Genomic DNA, 26,466 nt, shown 5'->3' with positions numbered 1-26,466 from the left:
TCCTATTCCATTATGAAATTGAAACTAACTTAGTGATGTCTATTCGCACTTAAGTCTGATCCCAATCTGGAATTTCTCGGTCTATGAATTGGCCATATCCCGGCTCGCCAACGATTTCCCCGTCATCGGCTATCAGCTTTCCTCTAACGAATGTTTTCTTCACGCGTCCTGTCACTTCACGATCCTCGTAAATAGAAAAGTCAGATTTGCATAGGTTATCGTCAGCGGTAATTGTGTACGATTCTTGTGGGTCGAGCAAGACAAGATCCGCGTCAGTACCGGGTTCGAGCGTGCCTTTTTGAGAGAGGCCAAAGGTATGGGCAGGGTTAGTCGACATCATCTGTACGACAAAAGGTGCTGAGAATCCTCTTCTGTTCACAGCTTCATCATAAAAGATAGGAAGACTCACTTGAAGCGCGTTCGCGCCGAATGCACTGTCCCACCAGTTTTCAGTTTGCTTCTGATCTAGGCGGTAGGCGCAGTGGTCAGTCGAGACGACGCTTAGACAGCCATTTTGAAGATGTTCAAACATCGACTCAATATCATCTTCTTTCCGAATCGGTGGAGCTATCATCGGCAGATTGCCCATCTCTTCATAGACCGAATCGTCAAGCGTACAATAATGTGTGCAGGTTTCTGCCCGTACTAAACTACCGTCATTCTGGAAATGATCGAGAATGTCGGCTGATTTCCGACAAGTAGTATGTATTCCATAATATTTCATTCCTGCTTCAAGAGCCATTCGAATGGCATCTTCTGCTGCCATCGCTTCGGCATAATCAGGCCGAGATTTAGGATACCATTTGGCGTCGCCTTTTCCCTCCTCCTGAAATTGATCAGTGAGTGTATCGCAAATAGAAGGATCTTCTGTATGGCAAACACCAACTGCATCTTCGTCAGCGATATGTTGCATGGCTAGATTCATGAATCCATTTGAGAGGCCATGTTCGTAGGCGGTAAACATTTTAAAAGAAGTCACTCCAGCGTCAACGACATCTGAGATCTCATCGAAGACGGACGGATCCTCTCTCGTCAAAGCCCCGTGTAAACTATAATCTATTAATGCCTCCTCTCCTTTCCTTTGTTTTCGTTTCACACCCTCAAGCAGACTGCTTTCTTCGTCCCAAATCCCTAACTCTCCAACCCAGGCTTGCCATGCAAAATCGATATAAGATGTAATCCCTCCTGCTGCAGCGGCTGCGGTTGCAGTCTCATAGCTATCCACAGAAAACATATCGTCAACGTGAACATGGGGATCCACGGCCCCAGGCATTACTAGCAACCCTGATGCATCGATAGTCTCAGACGCTTCGGGGAGCGTCCGCTCGCTTCCGATATTCACGATCTCTCCACGGTCGATTGCGATACTGGCATTTGTCTCTCCAGTTGGCGTAACAAGCGTACCTCCCCTGATAATGGTATCAACTGGCATGGTTTCATTACCACTAAATATCATAAAAAGGTTATGGAAAATAGATGAAAAATGTTCTGATGATACGGCGAAAATACGGATGCTATCCACCACCGATAGGTGGGTTAGGGATTAGACTCGTTTGTACTCGGAGAAAACGTCAATGACTTCCTCTACGTTATCACCTAACGAATAGAGGACCGGTTCAGTACACCCAGCATCACAGTAATCTTGGACACGGTCAACTACCTCTCTAGGCGTACCCGCTGCTACAACATTTGTTACAATATCATCATCAACAAGCCTACTAGCCCGCTCGACATCTTCCGCACTGGCCGGCCAACTCCCTAATTCATCTTCGACTTCGTCGCCCAATTCTGGAGCAATTCCAGACGCCTTCTTGATATGTGGCTGCTGTCCAATATACTGTGTCACCAAACCGCGAGCCTCGTCAATAGCAGCCTGCTTATCCTCATCCATAGAGACAGCAATCAATTGAGGCCGATCAACATCTTCGATTGATCCTCCCTGCTTTTCAACGCCCTCCTGGAGCTTTTCCATCCCAGTCTCATTGTGTTCTGGCGGAATAAGATAATTCATAAACACGCCTCCAGCAATCCCTTTACCAACCAATTCACCCGTCAGTTTATGCATGGTCGGGCCAGTAGCACCGATGTAAATTGGGACATCACGAGGGGAAGCCTCCGAACGGACAAGATCAAGCTCGATATCTTCTACGCTAAGAGTTTCTCCCTCGTAAGTTACGTTCTCTAGATCAAGCAAGTCACTAACAACGGTACAGTACTCCCACATTCGTCGCAGAGGATTTTCTCTCTCGATCCCAACTTTCTCAGATAAGGGATCCCACCACGCCCCAATTCCAAGCTTCATACGGCCTTCAGAGAGCTCGTCCAGCGTTGAAAACGTTTGAGCCATCAAGGCAACGTTTCGCGTATAACAGTTCGTAACTCCGGGCGCAATATCTATGTCATCCGTTACCTGCGTGTACGCACCCATAATCGTCATCGCATCTCGAACCAGTCGAGATTCGCCTTGCCAAATTGAATCCAATCCCTTCTGCTCAGCATACTGGGCGTAATGTAATTCATCTTTAATATCTTTGCGTTCCCAATTCCAAATACCAACCCGGCCAAATTCAGGTTCACTCATGATTCCACCTCCATTTCTTGTGCAAGATCAAGACCGGCGCTTGCGAGTGTATTCGCCGCTTTGTAACAATGATCCCAGCTAGTGAACTCCTCTTCCGTATGGCTTTTTCCGTTCTCACTCACCGCAAAGACCATTGCAGTATCCATAATATCAGCAGTGTGAGTTGCGTCATGGCCCGCACCACTGAAGATCTTCATGGCGTCATAACCGAGTTTGTCAGCTGCCCGCGATATCGCTTCGACATTGTTCTGCGCAAAGTCGACCGACGAAGCACGCATTCGCTCTTCCCATTCCCAATCAAGTCCCTCACGATCTGCCGCTGCTTCCGCTTCAAATAACACTCGATCGAAAGCCTCCTGTACAACTTCATCGTCTGGATCTCGAAATCCCCATGTAAATGTTACTTCACCTGGAATCGTATTGATGGAATTTGGCTGAGCGTCTACATATCCTGTTGATCCTACTGTCCGCTCCCCCAGCATGCTCGGAATTCGCCGTATTTGTGTGATCACATCAGCAGCTCCAACGAGAGCATCGTTCCGATAACGCATCGGAGTTGGACCAGTATGATCGGCTTCTCCATAGTACGTAATTGCACCCCATGTAAACCCAACAATACCCGAGACTATCCCAACGTCTTTCTCTTGTTCTGCTAAGTAGGGACCCTGTTCGATATGAAGTTCAAGATAGCCTTCGTAGTTCTCAGTTGGTTCCGCTGGAACCTCTCCCTTATATCCAATTCGTTCTAATTCATTCTCAAACTGATTCCCCTCCTCGTCAGTCTTCTTGTATTCGTTATCTATATCATGGACGCCAGCCCAAACGCCGCTTCCTTGCATGGCAGGCTGATATCGCGACCCTTCTTCATTTGTCCAGTTAACGATCTCAATCGGATGTTTGGTCTGAATCCCTTCGTCATTGAGGGTCCGAATAAATTCAAGAGCCCCAATGACTCCGAGAGCTCCATCATAGATACCACCGTACGGCTGGGAATCAAGATGGGATCCAATTAGTAGAGCCCCTTTTTCTGAATCACTTCCTTCACGTCGTCCAAACATATTCCCGAATTCATCTATACGAATGTCCAGCCCTTCCGCTTCCATCTGATCGTAGAACCAATCTCGTATCTCTTTGTCTTCGTCTGAAAGCGTCAACCGATGTAATCCGTTGTTCTCCGTAGCACCAATCTGAGCTTGCTCCTCCATCGTTTCTATAAATCTGTCTCGGTCTAATTCGATGACCATAACCATTGATGCCAACACAAACATTATTAAATCTTCTCCAAGCATAGAGATACAGAATACTAATTTTAATCCTAATAATACACAGCGTACTATTACTACCCCTAGGACTAAATACGTGTATGTCATGCCGTGGAATATGCTGTCAAGAAACACGGTGAGCGATACATGAGCAACCAAACGCAAGATAATCCGGGGAACAACACAGACTTAGAGGGACTAAATCCGATCCCTGCAAGCGAGCGAACAATGGGGCTTCTCCATTACATCCCAGTCTGGTGGTCCTCGCTAATTATTGTCCAAGCTTTTGCTGTCGCATTCTTCGCCGTCTATCCCCACGGCAATTTGAATCTCCTCCAAGCAGGGGTAGCAATCGCGATCGGGACCGGTATTGTAACACTATTCTTCATTTTGAATGGGTTCCCGGGTTACGAAAAAGGCATTCCATTTGTTGTTCAAACACGCTCTGCCTTCGGCATTCGTGGCGCAGTTATCCCTAACTACTTACGAATTATACCTGCAATTGCGTGGCTGGGAATTGGAAATTGGATCGGCGCTCTAGCCATCCAGACGATCACTACATCATTATGGGGATTTGGCAACGTCTGGCTGTACTTTGTACTTTTCTTGATTCTGAACGTCGGGTTAGCTCTAAATGGCGTGACTTCCATCAAATGGTTTGATTCAATAGCAGCCGGCGTACTCGGACTCTTACTATCATATACCGTCTATATAGTCCTCACTACACAACAAATTCCTTCGGACGTGATCAATCATCCTGGATCCTGGGGTATGCAATTCTTTGCAACTATCTCTGCAGCGGTCGGATTCATCATTACCGGAGCACTGAATGCCTCAGACCTCAGTCGCCATCTCAAAGAAAAGGGCGGCTCTCGAAACCATGTCATTGGCCATCTACTTGGTATCGCACCCCCGATGATGTTTATGCTCCTTGTCGGGCTTGTTTTTGGTGTTTCCACAGGGAATGCAAATCCGATTGAGGCGATCATGATTGTGGCACCCAACCCCATTATTGGCAGCGCAATGCTCCTATTCGTATTAGGAGCGCAAGTTTCCACAAATCTCACGCTTAATATTCTTCCTCCTACTCACGTTTTTCAGGACTCTCTTGGCCTCTCATGGAAACAAGGAGTAATCCTTACAAGCGCACTCTCTGTTATCTCGTTCCCCTGGTACCTCTTCTCAAGTGGAATATTCTTCACTTTCATCAATGTCTACTCGATCTTCTTAGGGCCTGCACTCGGCGTTTTGATGGCTGATTATTGGATTGTTAGAAAACGCGACACGGACCTTACGTCCTTGTACTCTACTGAGCGAGGCTCAAAATTCTGGTTTGTTCGAGGAATTTCCGCTGCAGCAGTTGTGAGCGTGCTTATCGGATCGATAGCGAGTATTCCGTTTCTCAGCATCTCTTGGATGATTGGACTACCCCTTAGTGTTCTTTCCTATTCAATACTCAAATACAACAAATTTGATAAATATATGACGAAGACATTTTCGAGTACTTCATCCGCATCTATCGAGAGCAGCGATTAGCATAGAATACTAACTTATTGTACCACGAGACCCTCATCAGAGGCCTTTTGCGAAACACCGATCGTGTAATTGTGGCCCGGCTCATAGGAGTCAATGACAAGATCGTCGAATCCGCCTATAATACCAATATCTGAAACCATATCACCTATCCAATGAATAGCACCTTCTCGAGAATCAGGCGTGAGAAACGGGGTAGTAGATGACGTGATCTCTCTTATTATTTCGCCGTCAGTTTGCGACTGTGGATCGATATCGAATGTAAGAACCTCTCCTTGGTGATGATTTCGAAGCAGAAGTCCTGTTCCAGATTCACGCGGAGCAATTCTGATAGCACCATCGCCACACTCAACGGGTTCACTCACTGATGTCCGCGTTGTCTCGCCTGTCTCCACAATATCTGTGGTCCGAAGTGCCTCAACTAAGGTCGGATTATGGAGCCCTGCCGGATGGCCGACTGCCCACTCAGGTCCGACGTTTTCCGAGTAGCAGAATCGGTGTTCGGGACGAGCGAAATCCCAGTTTTCAGTGATGCCGGTGACTTTTGCTGCTGTAATTCCATACATTCCGAGCACGGAAAGGACATGTTCAGCGATGAACGTCCGGTCATTGTCCTGAACCAAATCAATACGGAACACAGGAACGGCATTCCCCAGCTCGGCTGGAATTCCATTTATTAGGATACCCTCGGTCTCTTTCGGCTCAACTCGCACTTCGGACCCAACAACCGGTTCTGCGATCGTTCTCATGTCTGATCACCCATCTTATGAGTGATACTAGAAAGAATATTTTTCATCTGAGTGTACTCTTTAGCAGTAAATGTTGTTGCGCCGCGTTTATCTATGCCACAAGCTATCTTCTCGTTCGTATTAAGTGTCGAAAATAGAGTCGGCCTTGGAAACCACTCATAACTAACGCTTTCTAAAACGTCTGAATGAGCATTCTCAACCGCTCCTCGGAACGGTTTCGAGGGCGTAGATTTCTCGAAATCAACGCTCGATTTGAACTCAACTTCTTTGATACAGTCGATCGACTTGAATTGGTCAGTAACTGATTCTTTATTGGTGGTTGGAATTGTTGAAACATCGAACGTAGCACGTAGTGTTGTTGGGCAGTCCTCTACTTCCGCAAGAATGAACGTCGTCAAACCAGTTGAGAAAACTGTTCGGTCGGCAGGGTAGAATAGATGGGAGGCATCTGCGGCGCGGCGGACAAGGGTGAGACAATCTTGGAATCCAGCGTGGGTGTTTGACGATGGTTGGCGGTGATGCATTGTAACGGTTGCTTGCGCCTGGCCTTTGTGAACCGTTGCAATTTGCCCTCCCAATGGTTCAAGGACGAGCCACGGTCCCTTCACTTCTTTAATTATCTCCGGATAATGGAGGAAGACGTTTTGATCAGTGGCTTCAACAGCAGCAGCGAGGCGGCCGACCACGCCTGCATCTTCGCCTGTGTATTTTGTTCCGTCGTATTCTACGTCTGGGTTATCAGGGAATTCCGAAAGAACGAGATTGAGAGATCTCTCGGACTTTTCCAGTTGTTTCTGGGTCCGATTTCCTTCAATCTTGGCATGTTTCAGCACCCAGCCGGGAGATGGGAGTCCACTTTGATCTGCAGTTTTGGTCGTCGTAGCTGCCTCAGTTTTATCGTCTTTATCAGCCCAATCCAGTCTCGTAAAACTCGTGCCTAACCCAAATAGCTTCAGAGCGAGTCGTCGACTAGCATCTATCATCATTTTTTCTCCTCATCATTACATTATGTGAGTAAAGGACTACTATCATATAATTATTTCGTGGGATGGTTGTTTTAACTATGAGAGCAAGCGTTTACTCTGTATCTCAGTAGAACAAAATTCAGCCTTTCGATAGTATCAGGGACTATTTTGACCGGTATTATTATTTTTCAGTAAAATATACTTTCAACTATGAGCACACCGAATCAGCCGATCAAAGACGTATACGATCTTCACATCGGAGGAGAGTGGGTTTCGTCGACAGACAATGAACGATTTGACACGGTCAATCCGGCAACCGAAAAACCACTCGCAAAAGTAACCGCAGCAAAGGCCGCTGATGTTGACCGCGCAGTCCAAGCAGCACGAGCGGCATTTCCGACCTGGCGTGACACCTCTCCAGATGAACGCGGACGAATTATCTACCGAATTGGACAACTTGTTCGTGAACATCGTGATGAATTGGCCTTACTGGAGAGCCGTGACCAAGGGAAGCCTATCTCACAAGCAGAAAGCGATATTGAAGGGGCTGCCCGATACTTCGAATATTACGCAGGGGCAGCCGACAAACTAGAAGGCACGAGTGTGCCAGTTGGTCCTGATCAGGTGGACTTCACCGTACGTGAGCCATACGGAGTCAGCGCACAAATCACTCCCTGGAATTTCCCTGCTAACCTCTTTGCTCGTGGTGTTGCTCCAGCACTCGTTGCCGGTAATACGACGGTTGTCAAGCCTGCCGAACAAACACCACTTTCGTCACTCCGGCTTGTAGAACTGTGCGCGGAAGCAGGTGTTCCCGATGGAGCTATCAATGTAATTACGGGATTTGGCGACCCTGCAGGCGAGGCTCTCTCGTCGCATCCAGACGTAGACACGATCACGTTCACTGGAAGCGTGACGACTGGCCAAACCATCATGAAACAGGCCGCAGATAACATAACCCCGGTTACGCTCGAACTCGGTGGTAAAAATCCGGCTATCGTATTCCCAGATGCCGATTTGGAACAGGCAGCAGATTGGATCACGAAAGCGATTTTCACGAACGCTGGACAAGTATGCTCGGCCGCCGATCGAGTTCTCGTCCACAAAGAGATCCACGATGAACTAGTCGAGCGGCTTGTTGACCACGCTAGTAGCTATGACGTTGGTCCAGGCTCAGATGATCCTGATATGGGGCCACTTGCCTCAGAAGAGCAATTGGGGAAAGTAACACAATATATCGAGCTTGGTCGCAAATCGAATGCTACCATTGCAACTGGCGGAAATACACTAGATCGTGAGGGATATTTTGTCGAGCCGACGGTGTTCACTGATGTTGAAAATAATATGCGTATTGCTCAGGAAGAGATCTTTGGACCGGTTCTCACCGTTATTCCCTTTGCTGACAAGTCGGAAGCACTGGAGTTAGCTAATGATATAGACTATGGCCTCGTAGCAGGGGTGTTTACGTCTAATGTTAGTCGTGCTCATCGATTTGCCCAGCGATTAGAAGCCGGCAACGTGTATATTAACAAATGGTTTGGTGATACAAACCAGACTCCGTTTGGCGGATACAAGGCAAGTGGTATTGGACGAGAAAAGGGTCTCGAAGCGTTCGATTCGTATCTCCAGACGAAGAATATCGCCGTGAATCTCACGGATGATAGCGGTGGTGATCTCCCTGGAGCTTGAGATACCATCCTTTCTTTTTGACCTGTAGAAGAGACATTAGACCACTTCATTTACTTATCTTACAACCATATAGAAAGAGCAGAAGAGCGGCTAGGGTAAGAGGAAATATTCCAACAAGGGGCGGGATAGAGTGAATAGCTTGCAGTGAAAGGCAATTTCTCCGGGATAGCAATGAGATATTTAGGAGCCTATGGATCATTAAGAAAACCAATATCTATAAAAATAGGCGGTGTGATGTGTTGTGTGAGCTCATGCCAGTACTCGGAATGCCATTGGACATGTTCCTTGTATTCACAGCCACACTCATCGCTGGAAGCTTGGGTGCATTACATTTCATCGTAGTGCACGTCATCATCGGCAAGCCAGTTGACGAATCGGGTTTAGAAGAAAAGGTAGATAGCAGAGGTGTTCAGTAATATGGTGAACTACTTTTACCTCGGTGCATTCGTGGTGTACCTTCTTCTGGTCCTCGGCATTGGCGCGTGGGGATACCAGAAGACAAGCACTGTAACCGACTTCTGGGTCTACGGCAAAGACCTCGGCCCTTGGCTCGCTACATGGTCGTACGTCGCTAACTTCGTCAGTGCTGTCAGTGTCATCGGCTTCATTGGCTCCGTCTATGGCGGCGGCTATTCAATCATAACCGGTATCGTCCTTGGACTCATGCTCGGTGTCACCGCTCTCTACTTCGTTGTTGACAAAGTCCGGGAACTCGATCAGGTCACGTTTCCCGACCTGATCGCTCATGTTACTGGCCGAGAGTGGGCTCGTCCGGTCGCGGCTGTCCCGCTTCTCGCCAATGCATGGGTATACCTCATAATGCAGTTGGTGGGCGCGAGCCTGCTCGTCACGACCATCACCGGTGTCCCATACAAATACATGATCTGGGTCATCGGATTCGTCTTCATCGCCTACACGGTCATGGGTGGTCTAGTCAGCGTTGCCTGGACCGACCTGATCCAAGGAACACTGATGGTCACGACCGTATTCGGTGCCTTAATCTACATGATGATTGATCTCGGCGGGATCGCAACAATCAATAATCAGTTCGCAGCTATGAGCACAGCAAATGTGGCCCCACTCGGAGAAGGCGCATACACCCTCATTGGTGTTCTTGCCTCGATTGTTGCGTTCTTCGGCACGATTTTCACCTCCCAGTCAACAATTGTCAGAATTAACGCAACAAAAGACATTCGCACAGCAAAATTCCATCTTGCGGCAGCCGGCCTCATTCTCTCCATCTTCTACATAATGCTCGTCTGGCTCGGTGGGGCGACGACAGTCGCTCTTGAAAACGCTGGATTAGCCGTCGATAACGTCGACCAGGCGTTCCCCGTACTGATCACAGAGTACGTTCCGACATCCATCGGCGTCGTCATCATCTTGGCCGTGATGAGTGCCATCCTCTCGACCACCGACACCCGTCTTCACTCAACAGGTATCACTACTGCACGCGACCTCTATGAATACTTCCGTCCTGAGGCATCTGACCAGAAGCTCCTGAAAATATCGCGATACTCGACGATCTTCTGGGGTCTCACCGCGACAGCTATCGCAGTCAATCCACCAGGCACCATCATCTCACTGTATGAATTCCGCGCAATTCTTCTGACGAGCGCATTCCTAATTCCGATCTATGTCGCCCTCTACTGGCGGGGCGCAGCAGGCACCGCGATCATTGCTTCGATCGTAGCCGGGACACTGCTCGGTGTCGGCTGGCGACTTGGCGGCGGATTCTACGGTATCCCTCCTACCTTCGTCGGCGTTGGAGCAGCGTTGATCACGCTCGTTATCGGCAACTTCGTGTGGAGCCGTGAGACATCACCCACCACACCAACTACTAGAGGCGACTGACTTCCAACTTCCTTATCCTGCAACCATAATCATGACTCAACACCACTCACAGACGGACGAGGAACTGACCTCCGTAATCACTGAACTGGTCTCGCGCGAAACAGAAAACCCACCTGGCAACGAACAGCGAGCTGCCGAGTTCATTCACAAATGGCTGACCGAACGCGAAATTAATGCGACATTGGTCCACGAGCCATACGAAGATCGCCCCCAGGTTGCAGCCATAGTCGGTGACGGTGACCCAACCGTCGTTCTCAATGGTCACATCGACGTCGTTCCAGACGGAAACCGCGACAAATGGTCTCGGCCTCCCTATGCTGCTGAAATCAGCGATGGGAAACTCTATGGACGCGGTAGTGTCGATATGAAAACCGGGGTCGGCATCGGGATGAAAGCGCTTGCTGATCTCAAGGACGCTATCAAGTCCGACGATCTCACAGGTTCGCTTATCTTCCACGCTGCAATCGGTGAGGAGACTGCAGAACCGGGAACAAAAAAGCTCCTTGAGAAGGGGTACGATGGCGATTATGGAGTGGTTCTCGAACCGACTGCAATGCGGACTGCAACCAGTGAGAAGGGGCTGGCCTGGTACGAAATTACAGTTAGCGGAGAGCCATCACACGCGAGCCGGCCCAACCAAGGCGACAACGCCATTTCGAATGCACGCCCAGTCCTTGCCGCGCTCGAGAACTACGACGACCGTATCAGCGAGCGAAAGCACGATCTTGTCGGACAGGCTCATGCAACTATCACTCAACTTGAAGCCGGAACCAAGGAAAACGTCGTACCAGAGGACGCCATAATCACCATCGACCGGCGGTTTCTCCCCTCTGAATCAGCCGAACAAATCGACAGCGAGATCAATGAGCTACTCGCCGAGGTCGAAGCAAGCCATGATATCGAAACATCGTGGCAGCGGACACGTACATACGAATCAGCGGCAATCGACGTCGACAGTCATCTAGCACAAATCTTTCGGGAGAAATCAGCCGAACACGCCGACATCTCAACGGATCCATGGGGTGTCAACGCTTCGACGGACGTGCGAAACTTCATTAACGACGCGGATATCGAGGCGATTACGTGGGGACCAGGCGACCTCAGACAGGCTCACACATATGATGAGCATATCGATTTGGCTGATGCAGCGATAGGGCTCCAGACGCTGAAGACTGCGCTTCGAGAGTTACTCACCAAGCAATCAGGCCAATGACACAGGATGGAGATAGTCTGGAATTCGTTACACTGACCGGGAGCCCATATGATCGAGGCGTCACACACGGGGACCGATTCGCGACTGAAATTGAAGCCAACGTTAACCGATATCTAGATAAATTCGCGCATTACGATATTCCGGCTAAACGAGCACGGGAATTAGCAAATGAATTCATTCCGTTAATTGATGAGGCGGCACCAGCATACGCGACTGAGATGCGTGGAATTGCGGACGGTAGTGGTGTTCCGCTGGAGGATATTTCGCTCCTTAATGCTCGCTATGAAATCACGTATGGCGCTTACGCGGATGCGGCCGATGATACATCTCCACGCCGAACTGATGGCTGTACAAGTTTCGGACTTCGAGGACCAGCAGTAGATGATGAAGGACCGTATATCGGCCAAAACTGGGACTGGATACCTGACATCGACGTATTCATTATGGGTGTCGAGCAGCCAGACGCACCCAATCATATCGCCCTTACAGAGGCCGGCATTGTCGGCGGAAAGATCGGTGTCAACGAGCACGGAATCGGCATGGTATTGAACGGCTTAGTTAGCGCAATGGATGGCGAGCAAACCTTCCGTACTCCCTACCACGTTCGGTTTCGGAACGTGCTAAACGCGACACGGCTGAGTAAGTCAATCGGAGCACTCATCGAAACTGACCGTGCCTGTTCCGCAAACGTTCTCCTTGGCAATGACGTCGGTGAACTCGTTAACCTCGAGATCCTCCCTGAATCTGCTAATTACCTTTATCCGTCAGATGGCGTCCTTACACACGCCAATCATATCGAAGGCGGCAAAGGGGATAGCCAACTTGAACGTATCCTCCCGGATACGATTTGTCGTGGACCGCGTCTTCGCCGCCTCTTCACTACTGCCCAGAGTGATCTCTCCATGCCGGATATTGAGGCTGCGTTGCGTGATCACGTTGATAACCCTACAAGCATCTGCCGGCATCGCGACCCGGCCGCGCCCACCCAAGAACGGAGTATAACGCGTGTAAGCGCTATCCTTGGTCTCACTGAGAGACAGATATCTGCGACCAATGGCCCGCCATGTCAGGCCTCATATCAAGACTACACTCTCTCTGACATCTAAACGCCCGTCATTCACGCGAATATGAACGGCAAGACTTGGTCGTCTTGCTTGGCAATTTAGCCATAATCTCACTCCCCACCCTATCTCGATTACTTTATCTTCTCTTCTAATCTCCCGACTTCGCATCTGTACATAACACTCCCATGATGCCCTCGTTTGAATTCTATCCGAGATATTTCTGGTCTAGCGTTTATTTTCCGCACTTTAGAGTTCTTGTTTTGAATCTATGCGATAATTTGATAGGGTGAAAGGCCGATTATGTGGTATGACGCTTAGTGACAAAGTGGCAGCTATTACGGGTGCAGGGTCTGGAATGGGACGGGCAACTGCGCAACTATTTGCAGAACGTGGCGCCGATGTAGCGGCTATTGACCTTGATACTGACGCGGCTGCGGAGACTGCCTCTGCAATTAACAACGCTGAAAATAGTGGATCGGCGATTTCAATAACTGCAGACGTATCTAACACTGATGACGTAGCAGCGTTTGCTGAGCAGACAGTAGCTGAATTTGGTCGTATTGATATTCTCCATAACAATGCAGGAATCCCTCAACAGTCAACTCCAGTTGAAGACGTGACAGAAGAGACATGGGACCAGATACAGGATGTAAACCTAAAGAGCGCATTTCTCGGCGCAAAACACACAGTGCCATACATGCGTGACCAGGATAGTGGCGTCATCTTGAATACAGCTTCGACAGCCGGTATCCGTCCACGGACAGGACTTTCAGCTTACTGTGCCTCAAAGGGCGGGATGATAACCCTGACAAAACAATTAGCGCATGAACTAGCCGAGGACAACATTCGTGTCAACGCTATCTGTCCAGTAGCGACCGATACAGACATGCTGCCGGAGTTTACGGCAGACAGCCTTAGTGTAGAATCAATGCGCGAAACGATTCCCCTCGGTAGGTTGGCCGAATCTAAAGACATCGCGCACGCGGCAGCTTTCCTTGCTAGTGATGAGGCTGCCATGATAACAGGGACTGCGCTTGAAGTCGACGGTGGGAGGGATATTTGACTATGGTTCAGAAGACTGAGATTTACGCTGCTATCGACAACCGCCGGTCAGAGATCATCGATTTCATGCAGGAATTCGTCTCGATTGAGACAGAGAATCCACCGGGTCGAAACTACGACGAGGGCGCAGCATTTCTCGCAGATGCGATGGTTGAGCGAGGCTACGAAGTAGAGAGCGTTGAGGTACCCGAAGACACAGTGGCCGAGAACTATCCTGATCGGACTGCCCACGAACGAGTGAATGTCCTTGGACAGAAGGAAAGCGATCAATCTGGTCCGGATATCCACTTCACGGGGCACTTTGATGTCGTCCCCGCAGGCGAAGACTGGAGCTACGACCCCTACGATCCTGTTCTCGAGGACGGACGTCTATATGGCCGGGGAACTAGTGATATGAAATCAGGCATCGCGGCCAGTCTTTTTGCCGTTGACGCACTTGAAGCAGCAGGCGTCGACCTCAAGGGGTCAGTCACTCAGAGTATGACTGTCGACGAAGAAACAGGTGGATTCACTGGCTTAGGCTACCTCGTTGATGAAGGATACATTTCGCGAGAGAACACTGATTACTGTATTTATACGGAGTGTTTTGACTCCTCGCGAATTTGTCTCGGCCACCGAGGTGTCCTGAAGTTTCACGTTATTGCTCATGGCTCAAAAGCTCATGGCTGTATGGCACATGATGGCTCGAACGCTGTCATGGCGCTAAATGACTTTCTTGCTCGCGTCGATAGCTACGAAGACGAACTTCACGAGCGCACGACCGATCTTCCGGTTACGCCTGTAGAGTCGCGGCAAGCCGATATTTCAGCAACGATGATTGATGCCGGTTATTCAGAGAACGTTATACCAGACCGTTGTCAAGCAACATTCTACCGAGTGCTTGTCCCGGGAGAATCCGTCGAAAGTGCTCGAGAGGAGATACACGAACTCATTTCGGAATCTCAGAATGCAACGGAGACGAAGTTCGAGTATGACGAGATTATGTTCGCCGAGCCGGCGAGTGTCTCTGAAGATTGCACGGTGAGCAAAACATATACGGAGAATATTCTTGATTTCTATGATGAGACCGACCCGGTTGTCTCACCAGGGTCCGACGATCAGCGATTCGTCGTGAATGACGCTGGTATTGAAGAATGCATTGTCTACGGACCTGGACTCTTAGAGCAAGCCCACGTGGTTGACGAGTATATCCCTATCAACGAAATAGTCACTGCGGCGAAAGTAATGGCTGCGTCAACAACTGATCTTATGGAAACAACCGAATCACCGACTCACGGCTAGCAGTATCGATCCCGATATCAGTTCTTTTCTGAGCGACATTAGTCACAACTACATATTCATTGATCCCCGTATACTTACTATTGGCAGGCCGTAAGAGTGCTCTTTTCAATACCGGAGCACTGCCTTTAGTTAAATTCAGTCAATATGGAGGGCTCTGTTCTAGCTCTTCGCTCAACAACGAGGTTTTCTTGACGGAAGCCCTCTAAGTGGGTTATATGAGCGGCACAGATCACACGGCTTCAGATCTCGATGAGACTGATCTCGCCATTCTTGAACAAGTAGAAGACGATTTCGATGTCAGTCTCGAAACACTGGCTGACAAACTCGATCTCTCGAAATCAGCCATTCATTACCGGCTCAACAAACTCAAAGACAGCGGTGTTATCCAGGGGATCACTGCCGATATTGATCCTCTTGCTTTCGGATTAGAAATGGTATCGATTACAGATGTCTCTGTCACACACGAACGAGGCTACTCCGAAGATATCGGCGAGGCATTAGCCGATCTTGAGGGCGTCGAGCAAGTCTACTATACAATGGGCGATGTCGACTTCGTTGTGATTAGTCGTGTCCAAACTCGCACCCAATTGAATGATCTTATCGATCGTATAATTGCAATCGACGGAGTTAACGAGACCTCATCTCGCTTTGTGATGCGAGAATTCGAAAACAAAGGTACTGTCAGCTCAAACCTTACTGAAGCAGCGCGAGAAGCGATACTTGACCCATCAACCGATTAAGCACGCTCCGTACCATTGGAATTTATTACAAGCTTACATCTTGGAATAGGATAGGGGCTTTGCGCCTCTCAAGTGGAAGAACATACAGTTATAGCGGCGATAATATCTTTAATGGGCTAACGAAACGTTAGTTGAAGATACTAAATGAATCCCTTGTCATGAAGCTTCTTCCTGGACTCCACCGCGTTCTCCTTGCGATCAAAATTGTGTTTCAGCTCTATTGTTAAGAACCAGTGATATCAAATGGCGGTTCGGTTCCAGCCGGTAGCGGCGTTTCATAGCTCTGCTCGCCTGTTATCTCGTCGAATTCTTCCTGTGCTTGCTCGATGATGCTTGGGTTATCGATGAGAGTATAAGCAGTTCCGCCGAGAACTTTCGCAGCATAGACCGCTCCTTTCTTCCCAAAATCCCCGTTGGCTGCCGTTGCCTGCCAGGTATGAGCTGGTGTCCCAACTGCCCACGTTGCTGCTCGGAACTGACCAGTCGGCGTAATCCAGCTAACATCGCCTACCTCAGTTGAACCGCCACCTGCCTCTCCTTCTGCGTGTGGCGGTATTGGAGCGTCATAGAGACTTGTTCCGCGTATCTTCTCTGTAAACTCCGAAGGGACATCCTCAAGGCTTGCAGTAACCTGTTCACGGGAAATAGTGTCTTTGAGATCGGACGCAAATGCCCGGTCATCGTCTGAATAGTCGACGTCACCGACCTCCTGCATCGTTTCCCAAATAACATCCGTCACCGTTCTGTTTGGAAGGTAATCCCAGCACCCCGTGATATATCGTCGCTCTACGTCCGTCTGTGTCATCATGGCAGCGGCTTCAGCGATATCAGCCAACCAGTCGCTGATGTGTTCGACTTCAGGACGCGTTGGTGCACGGACATAGTACCAGACAGTAGCTTCTGCCGGAACCACATTCGGGGCTGTGCCCCCATCTGTGATTACATAGTGGACTCGCGCTTTCTCAGAGATGTGTTCGCGCATATACTCGACGCCGGAATTAAGCAGTTCAACTGCATCAAGTGCACTTCGACCAGATTCAGGTGAAGCAGCTGCATGTGCGGCGACACCTTCAAACGTGAATTGTATCGAATCCAACGCAAGCGACCGTTTGAGTGTAGGGGTGCTGAGGTCTGCCGGATGCCAAGTTAGTGCAGCATCAAGATGATCAAATACACCGTCACGAGCCATGAAGACCTTCCCGACAAGCGTCTCTTCGGCTGGACAGCCGTAAAACTCGATGGTTCCGTCAAGTTCATCGCGTTCGATAGCACGCTTGACTCCAATTACTCCGCCGACACCGGCAACCCCAAAGAGATTATGACCACAACCATGACCTGGCGCATCGTTTTCGACTGGGTCTTGTTCTGCTTTCACTTTCTGAGAGAGATTCGGTAATGCATCATACTCACCAAGAACACCGATAGTAGGCTCTCCCTCTCCAAACGATGCCCTGAATGCTGTCGGCATCTCTCCAAGCCCTGATTCAATGTCGAAGTCTTCTTCTTCTAATGTCTCTATCAAGATTTGTGCTGATTCTTCTTCATTAAGGCCTAACTCAGGATTCTCCCAGATTTGCTGTGCTATTGTCGTGAGCTGTTCTCGCTGACGCTCGACCTCTTCGAACACTTTGGTTTTCGTCATAATCATTGATTCACCCGCCGAAATAATCAATATTCGCTTCCCTGTCGACTTTCACCGGTTTAGCTGCGAAGCAGAAAGTCCCAAAATACCGCTTCTGAGTGCTTTTCTCCTGAAATCCTGAATTATTCTACTCGCGGATATTCCTCTGGAATGTTCCTCATTCAATTTAAACCGGTTGATCCGAAAGGTTTATTTGGCATGCCATTCCTTGGCAGGGTAGGGAAAATGTGCATAGAAATAGCCACTAATACTAATATTGTACTCCGAAATTCGACAACAAGAGGAAAATATTCAGAGAGAGGGGCCAACAAATGATTCCTGGTTTGGATCTCGGAACGATAGTGCTCCTCTTCGGCTGGATACCGTTCTGGTGGGGAGTCGCCCTCTTCTCACTCTACCGCATGAACAAAAACGACGAACAAGCTGCCCAACAAGACGAGGTGGAAGCTATATGATCAACTGGGCACTTGTCGTCCCGTTCGTAGTATATCTACTTGGTCTCCTCATCTTCGGATATCTCGCAAGCAAGAAATTAGATGACCTGAGCGACTATTTACTCGGCGGACGAACGATCGGAAGCGGCGTCACAGCCCTCACGCTCCAAGCAACATCCATGAGCGGATTCATGTTCATGGGCGGGCCCGCACTAGCATTTAAGCAGGGTCTATGGGCGCTCTGGTATGCTGCCGGTGACTTCGGTGGAGGTCTCATCAACCTCGCTGTTCTCGGCCGGAATCTCCGCCGAATCACCGAGGCACTTGGGTCACTCACACCGATTGAATGGCTTGAAGATCGCTACCCGCATCCAAGCATCCGAATTGCTGGCGCAACAATTTCAATCATTTTCCTTGCTGCGTACGTCTTCGCACAATTTATTGCAGCAGGGAAAGCTATCGAATCAATAAGCGGGCTTCCATTTATATATGGACTTCTCATCGGAGCAGGAATTATTATCCTCTATACATTCGTTGGTGGCTACCTCGCCGTTGCCTGGACCGATGCATTCCAAGCAATCGTAATGGCGATCGGCATCAACATCATCCTCGTCGCAGGTATCCTCGAAGTCGGCGGGATCAGCGCTCTCTTCAGTGAAATCGCAGCCAAAGATACAACGTATCTCTCCATCTGGGGTAAAGGACTCACGCACCTCGGTGAATGGGGCGTAGTTGCCGGCGCCGTACTTATTTATGCAATTGGCTACATGGGATTGCCCCATGCCGTCGTCCGTCACCTCAGTATGGATGACCCAGATACAGCAAAAAACGCTACCATTTGGAATATATTCTATAACACATTTTTCGTCTACCAACCGTACATCCTTGGGCTAGTCGCGATTGTCCTACTCCCAAATCTTAATGATCCCGAAATGGCTATTCCGCGGCTCGCACTCTCGCTGCTACCCGGTCTCGTCGCGGCAGTGATCCTTGCTGCTTTAATGGCGGCAGTTATGAGTACCGCCGATTCGCTGTTGATTATGGCTGGATCCATTTTAGCACGCGACGTCATTCAGCGGTTCGGCAACGATGATCTCACTGATGACCAGATGTTCGTCTGGTCACGGATGCTCGTGCTCGCTATCGGCATTGTCGGTGTCATCGTCGCTGCTGTCCAACCACCTGGCGTCTTCGAACTCGTTATTTTTGCCTTCGGCGGACTTGGCACAGCGTTCTTGATTCCAAATGTTGCTGGTGTCTACTGGGACCGAGCAAATTGGCAGGGGGCACTCGCCGGGATGATCGGTGGCGCAACCACGAATATTGTTTGGACAGCTCAAAGCCTACAGGAGACTACCGCAGTCCATCCTTTCTTTGCGGGGCTTCTCGTTTCTGTCTTCCTACTAGTTACCGTTTCGCTCATCACCGAACCACCGACTGGGGAAGTTGTCTCCATTGTCCAACGCGTTCGTCGGTCCGGTACTGCACCCTCAGGAACTGTCCAGCAATCAGCACGCTCGCTTGCCCCCGAAGCTCGGTCCATTGGCGAGCACCTCGCTGCTGATAATACGACGCCACAGACAACCGATAGTCCCGCTCTCGATGTCTATCCAACTGACGATTAGTTAAGACAATGGCTAGCACTCAACCACGAACAACCATCACGGTGTTCGACACAACCATCTCAGTGGCTGAAGCAGAGCAAACGCTTCTGGAAACTGATACAGAGATGGCTGATACAACGGCTGATGGTTTAGTCTATTATCCGTACCGAGTATTCGGGTTTAACCTCCACGCAGAGGCATTCCTTGATGACTTCAGTGATCAGGTGTACTGTGGTGTCGACCTCTGCAACGGGAAAGAGATGTTTATTGAAGAGGCTCCAGAAACAGTCGATCAAGTTGTCGACGAAGATGCGGTTGTTCCAGTGGATGCCGATATTGAAAATCCCAAGCGTACTGCGCGCCACTATCTTCTCGAACTCGCACGGAAAGAACTCCGTGTCGGCTCACCACCAGATCTTCAAGTCATCGAAGACCGACGCATATATCGACCATTCCATCTTATTAAATGTGCGACAGCAAACGAAATCTCTCTGACCTACATCGTCGACAGTATCACTGGCGACTTTCATCGAGTTTACCTAAATTAATATTTTACTTTACTTAAATAAATTAATAATATTCATCCGATTCAATAGCAAGAGACATTTCTGGGCTAAATCCTCCAACAGAATGCGCTGAGATGCTTCTGAATAGATAGGAACTGATGGAAGAGGAAAATAAAGCAGTTTCTACTTTGTTTTACTGAAGGACCGGAAGTCAGTTATCTGGCCACCGCTCGATGTAGACGGTTTTGTCTGTATAGAAGTGAATCATATCTTCGCCTTGTGCATGGAGATCGCCGAAGAACGAGTCTTTGCGGCCCCCAAAGTGGAAGAAGGCCATCGGTGCTGCTGTCCCAGCGTTCACACCGAGATTCCCGACATCGGCCTCATGACGCACTTTTCGAGCGTCTGCCCCGCTGTCGGTGAATAAGCTTGCAGCATTTCCAAAGTCACTCCGGTTCAACACATCTATTGCTTCCTCAACGTCGCTTACGGATATTAGTCCAAGAACTGGTCCAAAGATTTCTTCCTGAGCAATCGTCATTTCAGGGTCAACATCGCCGAAGACAGTCGGACCCAGGAAATTACCGTTCTTGTAGCCACTCACTTCGACATCACGGCCGTCAAGGAGCAATTCAGCACCTTCATCTTCACCCGTCGCAATTAAATCCCGGACTCGATCCTCATGATCAGGTGTGATAAGTGCACCAATATCAGTTTCGTCATCAAGTCCGTAACCAACTGTCTGGGCTTCTGCTTCTTGGAGAACGCGGTCAACGAACTCCTCGTAGACATCCTCTTCGACAACGGCAATGTCGTTTGCAAGGCAGCGTTCACCGCCACAGGCACATGCCGACGAGATTGTTTTCTTCGCAGCGAAGTCAAGATCTGCTGTTTCTGTAACAATAATATGGTTTTTCGCTCCACCTTGGGCCTGCACGCGTTTTCCATTCTTCGCAGCGCGCTCGTAGATCGTCCTAGCGACGGGTGTACTTCCGACGAACGACGCGCCTTCAATGCCTTCGTGATCAAGGAGCGCGTTCACGGTGTCAACGCTTCCGTGAATGAGCTGAACGATTCCATCGGGAAAGCCTGCTTCGTCAAGGAGCTCAAATAGTCGTTCAGCGACAACAGGGTCTTGTTCGCTTGGTTTGAGAATGAACGCGTTTCCAGTTGCGACCGCATATGGCAAGAACCACAATGGGATCATCCCTGGGAAATTAAATGGCGTGATAGCTGCAAAAACACCAAGCGGCTTCCGCACTGCCGTCTCATCAATTTCGGGGGCAGCATTCGGCAGTGATCCTGCTTGCATCATCGACGGAATGCCACACGCTACTTCGACGTTCTCGATGCCGCGCCGAAGTTCGCCATTTGCTTCTGCAAGCGTTTTCCCGTGCTCTTGAACAAGCACTTCTGCCAACTCATCCTGATGCTCTTCCAGCAGCTGTTTGAATTCAAACAATGGCTGGATGCGCTCTTCAACTGGTGTTGAACGCCAGTGTTCGAACGCATCTTGTCCAGCACTGACGGCCTCGTTGATATCCTCAGTTGAGCTAAAGTCTACGGACGAGATGGATTCACCGGTAGCTGGATTGACGATGTCTTGGCCGTTATCGCCTGATGGCGACTGCCAGTCACCATTGATATAGTTCTGTACGTCGTCCCACGGCGGATTGGTACGTAGTGACATTCGACATCCAGACATCTAGCCCTCACGCCATAAGTCTTTCCGACTTTTTCCTAATCTGAATACGAAGATACAGATACAATCCTAGAAGAGGGTTTATTGAAGAACATTGTGCGAGATTTCTCTCTGTAGTGCAAAGATTAATCAATCCTAAGCCAATAGGTGACATACACCGATGTCACAGCAAGAGACCTCTGCAGACGACCTCAACGAAATCGAACAGATGGACAGGGAGCACGTCTTTGGAACGTGGTCCTTCCAGAAGGAAGTTAATCCAACGCAGATCACTGACACAGACGGTGTAACCTTCACTGATGCCGATGGCAACGAATACATCGACTTCTCGAGTCAGCTCATGTGTTCGAACCTCGGCCACTCTGCAGACAAAGTCAAAACAGCTGTCTCCGAGCAAATCGACGAGGCCGCTTACGTTGCCCCCAACTATACAACCGAAGCACGCGCAAAACTCGGCAAAAAACTCGCGGAGGTCACGCCCGGTGATCTCTCTAAAACATTCTTCTCCACCAGCGGAACAGAAGCAGTTGAAGCAGCAATCAAAATCGCACGGTTCTACACTGGCAAACAGAAAATCATCTCCCGATACCGCTCGTATCACGGAGCTACCTATGGTTCCATCAGCGTCACCGGCGATCCGCGCCGTCTAGAGTCTGAACCCGGTATTCCCGGCACAATCAAAGCTCCCGACCCCTATGCATACGGTTCGACACTTGACCCGATGGAGAGTCTCGAGTACATTGATGAAATGCTTGAACTAGAGGGTGACACAGTTGCTGCCGTCCTCGTTGAGCCGATTGTCGGGTCGAACGGTATCCTAGTCCCGCCGGACGAATATCTCCCTCGGCTCAAGGAAATCGCCCATGACCATGGCGCGCTACTCATCTGTGACGAAGTCATGAGTGGATTTGGCCGTACTGGTGAATGGTTCGGTAGCGATGTCTTCGATGTTGAGCCCGATATTATGACGATGGCGAAAGGACTGACTGGTGCCTACCAGCCACTCGGTGCCACTATTGTCAATTCCGAGATTGCAGAGCACTTTGAGGGCAATATGCTCTGCCACGGCCACACGTACGCCGGTCATCCTGTCGCAGTCGCAGCCGGGCTTGCAACGCTTGAAACGTACCAGGACGAAAACCTCATTGAACGCTCGAGCGAGATAGGTGAGTATCTCGCCGACCAGATTGAGAACTTGGCTGAGGACCACCCGAGCGTCGGCGACACTCGAGGTGTTGGCCTCTTCCGTGGCATTGAACTCACGAAAAACTCAGAAGAGCGCGTTCCTTTCGGCACTCGAGAAGACAAAATCAGCAGCGGAAGTACCGTTGTTGACGAGGTTTCGGCAACGGCCGCTGAGAACGGGACCTATGTTGCGAACATGATTAACACGTTGATTATTGCACCGCCACTCACGATCACAGAAGACGAGATCGATGATGCCATAGAAGCACTCGACGCCGGCCTCGAAATCGCTGATCAAGCAATGGAAAACTAAATCGGGACATCTTGGACAGGCCTCTCTATTTAGCAGTTCTACCGTGTTCTAAGGTATCAAACAGTTATTTCGCTCCTTATCAGGAGAGATTTATATGCCTTCGTCAACCTGTTTTTTCACGAGTAGACCGAATCTGGTCGAAGTGAGGATCATCCTTCCGCATGTCAGGAATTACTTCCTAGAGTGCCTGCAGGACGACAATCCAGACTATGTTTCGAACTTATAATGGCTATTTTAGTATGCTAACTACAGGATTTTCTTTTGCGATTCCCATTACTGTTAGGCAGCGAATCCAATTCCACTTTTACTCCGGTTGGCTCACGTCTTTTACCACCGGGATCAAATAGTAGACTGCGGTCGCAGTGGCATACCAGACGACACTGCCGCAAGTCATCCTAAGCCTCGGCATATCCCGTCGTCTGGTTCTGTTCCCCCTTTGCTCACTGGTTCACATCCTTGCCCTAATGACCGAATTCGACTGAGGGTTTACCCGTCGGCTTCCCAAAGCTAGTCATATACATGGCTTCGAATGGTGAACCGTCGCTGCCACCATTGGCCCAAGAGGCTCTTGACGCACTCATCGCTGCAGCGCCGCATGACGACAGTTTCAGTTACGAGCGCGCCTATACGATTCTCGCCGAAGCGGAAGATCTCAGTCAACCCGCCGCTGACGATATTCTCGAACGGCTGCTATCGCGGGGATTTCTCTACGAGGTTGAGGGTGAACTTCGACTCACCGAGCCGTGATGGTATTACGACGACGGTTGGTGACCAGTCGCTGGGGGCGGCATGGTACTGGGTGAGGAACTTAATATAGCCAGTAGTAGGGCGCGGAATGATTATCGAAAATTGGTCAGACAGTCGGCGTCGCAGAGTGGGTATTGGAGTAATATGGTCTCATCATCTTCTCCTGGTTGAATTACGGAGAGGCACTTGTGTTGGTGCTGAAGCTGAATCTCTGCGCCGCAATTTGCACAGGCTGTGATCTTAGGCTCGGCAAGTACACGGGTTGAAGCGTGTTCAGTTCGCTGGTCTTCTTTTGATTTGTGTCGTTGGGATGCAAGAGCCATTTGCGGGCAACGTAGTGTGGCATGGGTATGAAATAAGTGACCACGGCACGTTTTGCCACTGCACGAGTCGTACTACAATTAGGTGCTGCAGTATCGGGGTCATTGTCGCGTCTTCTCCGACAGCAGTTGATGATAGAGTCTCATAGCGACTGAAGAAGTTGTAGTGACGTGTTGAATGTAGAGCGCGTATCTCGTACCGATCGTTCTACTGGTTAGATAACAAGGATGTACTCGAAGTAGAGGGTTGCTTCATCTTTGTCAGATAGTGTCGTTGGATCGCAGTTCTACGGTCCCGAGATATTATTATTCACGGTTGAATCTATTTACACCCATGGCATCCAATAGCATAGATTCTCCTCGGCTTCCCCCACTCGCTCAGGACTCACTTGACGCACTGACCGCGGCGATTCCAGCAAACGAGGGATTCAGCTACGATCGTGCCTATACGATCCTTGCCGAGGAAGAAGACCTCAGCCAACCAGCGGCTGACGATACCATCGAACGTCTGCTATTGCGGGGCCATCTCTACGAAGTCGACGGCCAACTCCGGCTCACTGAGTGGGCACAAGCGAACGAATAGGACAGGAGAGCTTATCCGGCGACTGCTTGTTCTTCGACGGTCTGTTCGATAACCTCACTGAATGCCACGTTCGGTTTGACTTCGGTGATTTCGACAGTGACGTGGTCGCCGTGCTCGGTCTCCGGGACGATAATCACATAGCCGCGCTCGACCCGCGCAATCCCGTCGCCTTGCTCACCGATAGCTTCGATTTCGACACGCCGCCGGTCACCAACATCGACCGGCGGCCCAGAGTCGTCATCAGTCACTGGCTGTGACTCGTGTGTGTCCTGGTCACTGCGGTCTGCTAGTGTATTCGACCTGAGTAACGCGACGCGATACACGCCATCGTCGTCGACGTCTCCCTTTTCGACTTCGCGCTTCGGGATCGTGACTGTATACGAGCCGTTCTGTTCGTCGAGATCCGCACTGAACAAACAGAGTAATTCGTCGTCGATCTCCATAGCGATGTCTCGCTCCATCTTTCACTTCACTAACAGAACCTTGAATCCACCGATTAACACGGCTTCAACGCCTTCATCCAGCAGATCGTTCCGTTCCATCTTGCTATCTTTAATCAGCGAGAGAATCCCGCCGTTCACGGCGGGCGTGAATCGCGTCATTCGACTACACAATCCATAGTCGATGGTAGGCCGGATATTCCACGCCGATCCACACTATTAAGTAGATTTGTCTACATAGGCTATGTATGGCGATTCAGGTCACGCGCACCTACGTTGGTTCCATCCAGAACCAGCAACAAGTGCAGGGTGGTCTGGATTTGCTCGGTGATTCAGCCTCGAAAATCTGGAACGTCGCACGCTGGACAGCAGACCGCGTATGGGACGCAATCGGTGAGATTCCCGACGAAGGCCCGCTGAAATCGTACATGAAGAACCAGTCGTGCTGGAAAGACTTGAACGCACAATCCAGTCAGAAAGTCATTGAAGAACTTTCTGACGCTTTCCAGTCGTGGTTCGACCTGCGACAGAACGACCCAGAGGCGAATCCGCCCGGCTACCGCAAACACGGCGACACCCGACCCCGAAGCACGGTAACATTCAAAGCAGACGGGTTCAAACATAATCCTGAGAACAACCGCGTCCGACTCTCGAAAGGCGCGAACCTGAAAGAGTCTTGGTCGGACTTCATCCTCTGCGAGTACCAGACTCGCCCGGACGTTGACCTCTCCGAGGTCAACAAGGTGCAGAACGTTCGCGCCGTCTGGAACGGCGAGGAGTGGGAACTGCACTTCGTCTGTAAAGTCGAACTCAAAACCAACGACTCCGCAGGCGACGGCGTGGCAGGAATCGACCTCGGCATCAAGAATATCGCCACGGTCGCGTTCCCCGACGAATATGTTCTCTACCCCGGTAACTCGCTCAAACAGGACAAACACTACTTCACGCGAGCCGAGTACGAGACGGAAGGCGAAAATGGGCCATCAGAGAAGTCAAT

24 protein-coding genes are annotated in these 26,466 nt (G+C 49.9%); 14 read left to right on the top strand and 10 right to left on the bottom strand.

What is annotated here, in order from left to right; translation table 11 throughout:
• Positions 1–49: 49 nt before the first annotated feature.
• The 3 genes from ACRYA2_RS23115 to ACRYA2_RS23105 all read right to left on the bottom strand — a co-directional run bounded on the left by ACRYA2_RS23115 (position 50) and on the right by ACRYA2_RS23105 (position 3,825).
• Entirely contained in the window at positions 50–1,432 is a 1,383-nt protein-coding gene (locus ACRYA2_RS23115; RefSeq protein WP_433633500.1) for a dihydroorotase, read from the bottom strand.
• 111 nt (positions 1,433–1,543) lie between these two features.
• Positions 1,544–2,581: an LLM class flavin-dependent oxidoreductase gene (locus tag ACRYA2_RS23110; RefSeq protein ID WP_433633498.1), complete on the bottom strand. Its 1,038-nt coding sequence runs from the start codon at positions 2,579–2,581 to the stop codon at positions 1,544–1,546.
• On the bottom strand, positions 2,578–3,825 hold the full coding sequence (locus tag ACRYA2_RS23105; protein WP_433633598.1) for a Zn-dependent hydrolase: 1,248 nt from the start codon (positions 3,823–3,825) through the stop codon (positions 2,578–2,580). The genes ACRYA2_RS23110 and ACRYA2_RS23105 overlap by 4 nt, the downstream gene beginning before the upstream one ends.
• A 165-nt stretch (positions 3,826–3,990) precedes the next feature.
• Here ACRYA2_RS23105 and ACRYA2_RS23100 point away from each other — a divergent pair, with 165 nt between their 5' ends.
• Positions 3,991–5,379: a cytosine permease gene (locus tag ACRYA2_RS23100; protein ID WP_433633496.1), complete on the top strand. Its 1,389-nt coding sequence runs from the start codon at positions 3,991–3,993 to the stop codon at positions 5,377–5,379.
• Between the two features lie 14 nt (positions 5,380–5,393).
• On the opposite strand, the gene ACRYA2_RS23095 is transcribed toward ACRYA2_RS23100, so the two are convergent.
• Together ACRYA2_RS23095 and ACRYA2_RS23090 are read right to left on the bottom strand one after the other, a co-directional pair.
• Positions 5,394–6,125: a hypothetical protein gene (locus ACRYA2_RS23095; protein WP_433633494.1), complete on the bottom strand. Its 732-nt coding sequence runs from the start codon at positions 6,123–6,125 to the stop codon at positions 5,394–5,396.
• On the bottom strand, positions 6,122–7,108 hold the full coding sequence (locus ACRYA2_RS23090) for a hypothetical protein (protein WP_433633492.1): 987 nt from the start codon (positions 7,106–7,108) through the stop codon (positions 6,122–6,124). The genes ACRYA2_RS23095 and ACRYA2_RS23090 overlap by 4 nt, the downstream gene beginning before the upstream one ends.
• 192 nt (positions 7,109–7,300) lie before the next feature.
• On the opposite strand from ACRYA2_RS23090, the gene ACRYA2_RS23085 reads away from it, so the two are divergent.
• The 7 genes from ACRYA2_RS23085 (at position 7,301) to ACRYA2_RS23055 (ending at position 15,993) form a co-directional block, all read left to right on the top strand.
• Entirely contained in the window at positions 7,301–8,779 is a 1,479-nt protein-coding gene (locus ACRYA2_RS23085; protein ID WP_433633490.1) for an aldehyde dehydrogenase family protein, read from the top strand.
• 417 nt (positions 8,780–9,196) lie between these two features.
• Positions 9,197–10,633, top strand: coding sequence for a sodium:solute symporter family protein (locus ACRYA2_RS23080; RefSeq protein ID WP_433633488.1), 1,437 nt, complete (start codon positions 9,197–9,199; stop codon positions 10,631–10,633).
• 31 nt (positions 10,634–10,664) lie between these two features.
• Positions 10,665–11,846, top strand: a complete 1,182-nt coding sequence (locus ACRYA2_RS23075) for a M20 family metallopeptidase (protein WP_433633486.1) — start codon at positions 10,665–10,667, stop codon at positions 11,844–11,846.
• The gene (locus ACRYA2_RS23070) at positions 11,843–12,952 is read left to right on the top strand and encodes a C45 family autoproteolytic acyltransferase/hydolase (RefSeq protein ID WP_433633484.1); all 1,110 of its coding nucleotides are present in this window, start codon (positions 11,843–11,845) and stop codon (positions 12,950–12,952) included. Before ACRYA2_RS23075 ends, ACRYA2_RS23070 begins: the two co-directional genes overlap by 4 nt.
• A 265-nt stretch (positions 12,953–13,217) precedes the next feature.
• Positions 13,218–13,973, top strand: a complete 756-nt coding sequence (locus ACRYA2_RS23065) for an SDR family oxidoreductase (RefSeq protein WP_433633482.1) — start codon at positions 13,218–13,220, stop codon at positions 13,971–13,973.
• A 2-nt stretch (positions 13,974–13,975) separates the two neighbouring features.
• Positions 13,976–15,253, top strand: coding sequence for an ArgE/DapE family deacylase (locus tag ACRYA2_RS23060; protein ID WP_433633480.1), 1,278 nt, complete (start codon positions 13,976–13,978; stop codon positions 15,251–15,253).
• Positions 15,254–15,468: 215 nt separating this feature from the next.
• Positions 15,469–15,993 carry an Lrp/AsnC family transcriptional regulator gene (locus ACRYA2_RS23055; RefSeq protein WP_433633478.1) on the top strand — a complete coding sequence of 175 codons (525 nt, stop codon included), beginning with the start codon at positions 15,469–15,471 and terminating at the stop codon, positions 15,991–15,993.
• A 223-nt stretch (positions 15,994–16,216) separates the two neighbouring features.
• Here the strand turns inward: ACRYA2_RS23055 and ACRYA2_RS23050 are convergent, their stop codons facing one another.
• Positions 16,217–17,635, bottom strand: a complete 1,419-nt coding sequence (locus tag ACRYA2_RS23050; protein WP_433633476.1) for an amidohydrolase — start codon at positions 17,633–17,635, stop codon at positions 16,217–16,219.
• 323 nt (positions 17,636–17,958) lie between these two features.
• Here ACRYA2_RS23050 and ACRYA2_RS23045 point away from each other — a divergent pair, with 323 nt between their 5' ends.
• The 3 genes from ACRYA2_RS23045 (at position 17,959) to ACRYA2_RS23035 (ending at position 20,221) form a co-directional block, all read left to right on the top strand.
• Positions 17,959–18,090 carry a hypothetical protein gene (locus ACRYA2_RS23045; protein ID WP_433633474.1) on the top strand — a complete coding sequence of 44 codons (132 nt, stop codon included), beginning with the start codon at positions 17,959–17,961 and terminating at the stop codon, positions 18,088–18,090.
• Positions 18,087–19,694, top strand: coding sequence for a sodium/proline symporter (locus ACRYA2_RS23040; RefSeq protein WP_433633472.1), 1,608 nt, complete (start codon positions 18,087–18,089; stop codon positions 19,692–19,694). Before ACRYA2_RS23045 ends, ACRYA2_RS23040 begins: the two co-directional genes overlap by 4 nt.
• Positions 19,695–19,756: 62 nt before the next feature.
• Positions 19,757–20,221, top strand: coding sequence for a hypothetical protein (locus ACRYA2_RS23035; protein ID WP_433633470.1), 465 nt, complete (start codon positions 19,757–19,759; stop codon positions 20,219–20,221).
• A gap of 169 nt (positions 20,222–20,390) precedes the next feature.
• Here the strand turns inward: ACRYA2_RS23035 and ACRYA2_RS23030 are convergent, their stop codons facing one another.
• On the bottom strand, positions 20,391–21,869 hold the full coding sequence (locus tag ACRYA2_RS23030; protein WP_433633468.1) for a CoA-acylating methylmalonate-semialdehyde dehydrogenase: 1,479 nt from the start codon (positions 21,867–21,869) through the stop codon (positions 20,391–20,393).
• 172 nt (positions 21,870–22,041) lie between these two features.
• Between ACRYA2_RS23030 and ACRYA2_RS23025 the strand changes: the two genes are divergently transcribed.
• Both ACRYA2_RS23025 and ACRYA2_RS23020 read left to right on the top strand, forming a co-directional pair.
• Positions 22,042–23,379: an aminotransferase family protein gene (locus ACRYA2_RS23025; protein WP_433633466.1), complete on the top strand. Its 1,338-nt coding sequence runs from the start codon at positions 22,042–22,044 to the stop codon at positions 23,377–23,379.
• Positions 23,380–23,898: 519 nt separating this feature from the next.
• A complete protein-coding gene (locus tag ACRYA2_RS23020) occupies positions 23,899–24,126 on the top strand; it encodes a hypothetical protein (protein WP_433633464.1) in 228 nt (75 codons plus the stop codon).
• 92 nt (positions 24,127–24,218) lie between these two features.
• On the opposite strand, the gene ACRYA2_RS23015 is transcribed toward ACRYA2_RS23020, so the two are convergent.
• The 3 genes from ACRYA2_RS23015 to ACRYA2_RS23005 form a co-directional block, all read right to left on the bottom strand.
• Positions 24,219–24,449 carry a DUF7576 family protein gene (locus ACRYA2_RS23015; protein ID WP_433633462.1) on the bottom strand — a complete coding sequence of 77 codons (231 nt, stop codon included), beginning with the start codon at positions 24,447–24,449 and terminating at the stop codon, positions 24,219–24,221.
• Positions 24,450–25,040: 591 nt separating this feature from the next.
• Positions 25,041–25,472, bottom strand: coding sequence for a TRAM domain-containing protein (locus ACRYA2_RS23010; RefSeq protein WP_433633460.1), 432 nt, complete (start codon positions 25,470–25,472; stop codon positions 25,041–25,043).
• 21 nt (positions 25,473–25,493) lie between these two features.
• On the bottom strand, positions 25,494–25,631 hold the full coding sequence (locus ACRYA2_RS23005; RefSeq protein WP_433633458.1) for a hypothetical protein: 138 nt from the start codon (positions 25,629–25,631) through the stop codon (positions 25,494–25,496).
• An 86-nt stretch (positions 25,632–25,717) separates the two neighbouring features.
• Between ACRYA2_RS23005 and ACRYA2_RS23000 the strand changes: the two genes are divergently transcribed.
• Positions 25,718–26,466: transposase (locus tag ACRYA2_RS23000; RefSeq protein ID WP_433633456.1), on the top strand; the 749-nt coding region annotated here is incomplete at its 3' end.

The sequence above is a fragment of the Halomicrococcus pelagicus genome, from assembly GCF_050954125.1.
This window is presented reverse-complemented; position numbering and strand designations above follow the sequence as displayed.

Coding starts and splice junctions, on each gene's coding strand:
- ACRYA2_RS23115 (WP_433633500.1), bottom strand. CDS start 1,432: ATGCCAGTTGATACCATTATCAGGGGAGGTACGCTTGTTACGCCAACT.
- ACRYA2_RS23110 (WP_433633498.1), bottom strand. CDS start 2,581: ATGAGTGAACCTGAATTTGGCCGGGTTGGTATTTGGAATTGGGAACGC.
- ACRYA2_RS23105 (WP_433633598.1), bottom strand. CDS start 3,825: ATGGTCATCGAATTAGACCGAGACAGATTTATAGAAACGATGGAGGAG.
- ACRYA2_RS23100 (WP_433633496.1), top strand. CDS start 3,991: ATGAGCAACCAAACGCAAGATAATCCGGGGAACAACACAGACTTAGAG.
- ACRYA2_RS23095 (WP_433633494.1), bottom strand. CDS start 6,125: ATGAGAACGATCGCAGAACCGGTTGTTGGGTCCGAAGTGCGAGTTGAG.
- ACRYA2_RS23090 (WP_433633492.1), bottom strand. CDS start 7,108: ATGATAGATGCTAGTCGACGACTCGCTCTGAAGCTATTTGGGTTAGGC.
- ACRYA2_RS23085 (WP_433633490.1), top strand. CDS start 7,301: ATGAGCACACCGAATCAGCCGATCAAAGACGTATACGATCTTCACATC.
- ACRYA2_RS23080 (WP_433633488.1), top strand. CDS start 9,197: ATGGTGAACTACTTTTACCTCGGTGCATTCGTGGTGTACCTTCTTCTG.
- ACRYA2_RS23075 (WP_433633486.1), top strand. CDS start 10,665: ATGACTCAACACCACTCACAGACGGACGAGGAACTGACCTCCGTAATC.
- ACRYA2_RS23070 (WP_433633484.1), top strand. CDS start 11,843: ATGACACAGGATGGAGATAGTCTGGAATTCGTTACACTGACCGGGAGC.
- ACRYA2_RS23065 (WP_433633482.1), top strand. CDS start 13,218: ATGACGCTTAGTGACAAAGTGGCAGCTATTACGGGTGCAGGGTCTGGA.
- ACRYA2_RS23060 (WP_433633480.1), top strand. CDS start 13,976: ATGGTTCAGAAGACTGAGATTTACGCTGCTATCGACAACCGCCGGTCA.
- ACRYA2_RS23055 (WP_433633478.1), top strand. CDS start 15,469: ATGAGCGGCACAGATCACACGGCTTCAGATCTCGATGAGACTGATCTC.
- ACRYA2_RS23050 (WP_433633476.1), bottom strand. CDS start 17,635: ATGACGAAAACCAAAGTGTTCGAAGAGGTCGAGCGTCAGCGAGAACAG.
- ACRYA2_RS23040 (WP_433633472.1), top strand. CDS start 18,087: ATGATCAACTGGGCACTTGTCGTCCCGTTCGTAGTATATCTACTTGGT.
- ACRYA2_RS23030 (WP_433633468.1), bottom strand. CDS start 21,869: ATGTCACTACGTACCAATCCGCCGTGGGACGACGTACAGAACTATATC.
- ACRYA2_RS23025 (WP_433633466.1), top strand. CDS start 22,042: ATGTCACAGCAAGAGACCTCTGCAGACGACCTCAACGAAATCGAACAG.
- ACRYA2_RS23020 (WP_433633464.1), top strand. CDS start 23,899: ATGGCTTCGAATGGTGAACCGTCGCTGCCACCATTGGCCCAAGAGGCT.
- ACRYA2_RS23015 (WP_433633462.1), bottom strand. CDS start 24,449: ATGGCTCTTGCATCCCAACGACACAAATCAAAAGAAGACCAGCGAACT.
- ACRYA2_RS23010 (WP_433633460.1), bottom strand. CDS start 25,472: ATGGAGATCGACGACGAATTACTCTGTTTGTTCAGTGCGGATCTCGAC.
- ACRYA2_RS23005 (WP_433633458.1), bottom strand. CDS start 25,631: ATGACGCGATTCACGCCCGCCGTGAACGGCGGGATTCTCTCGCTGATT.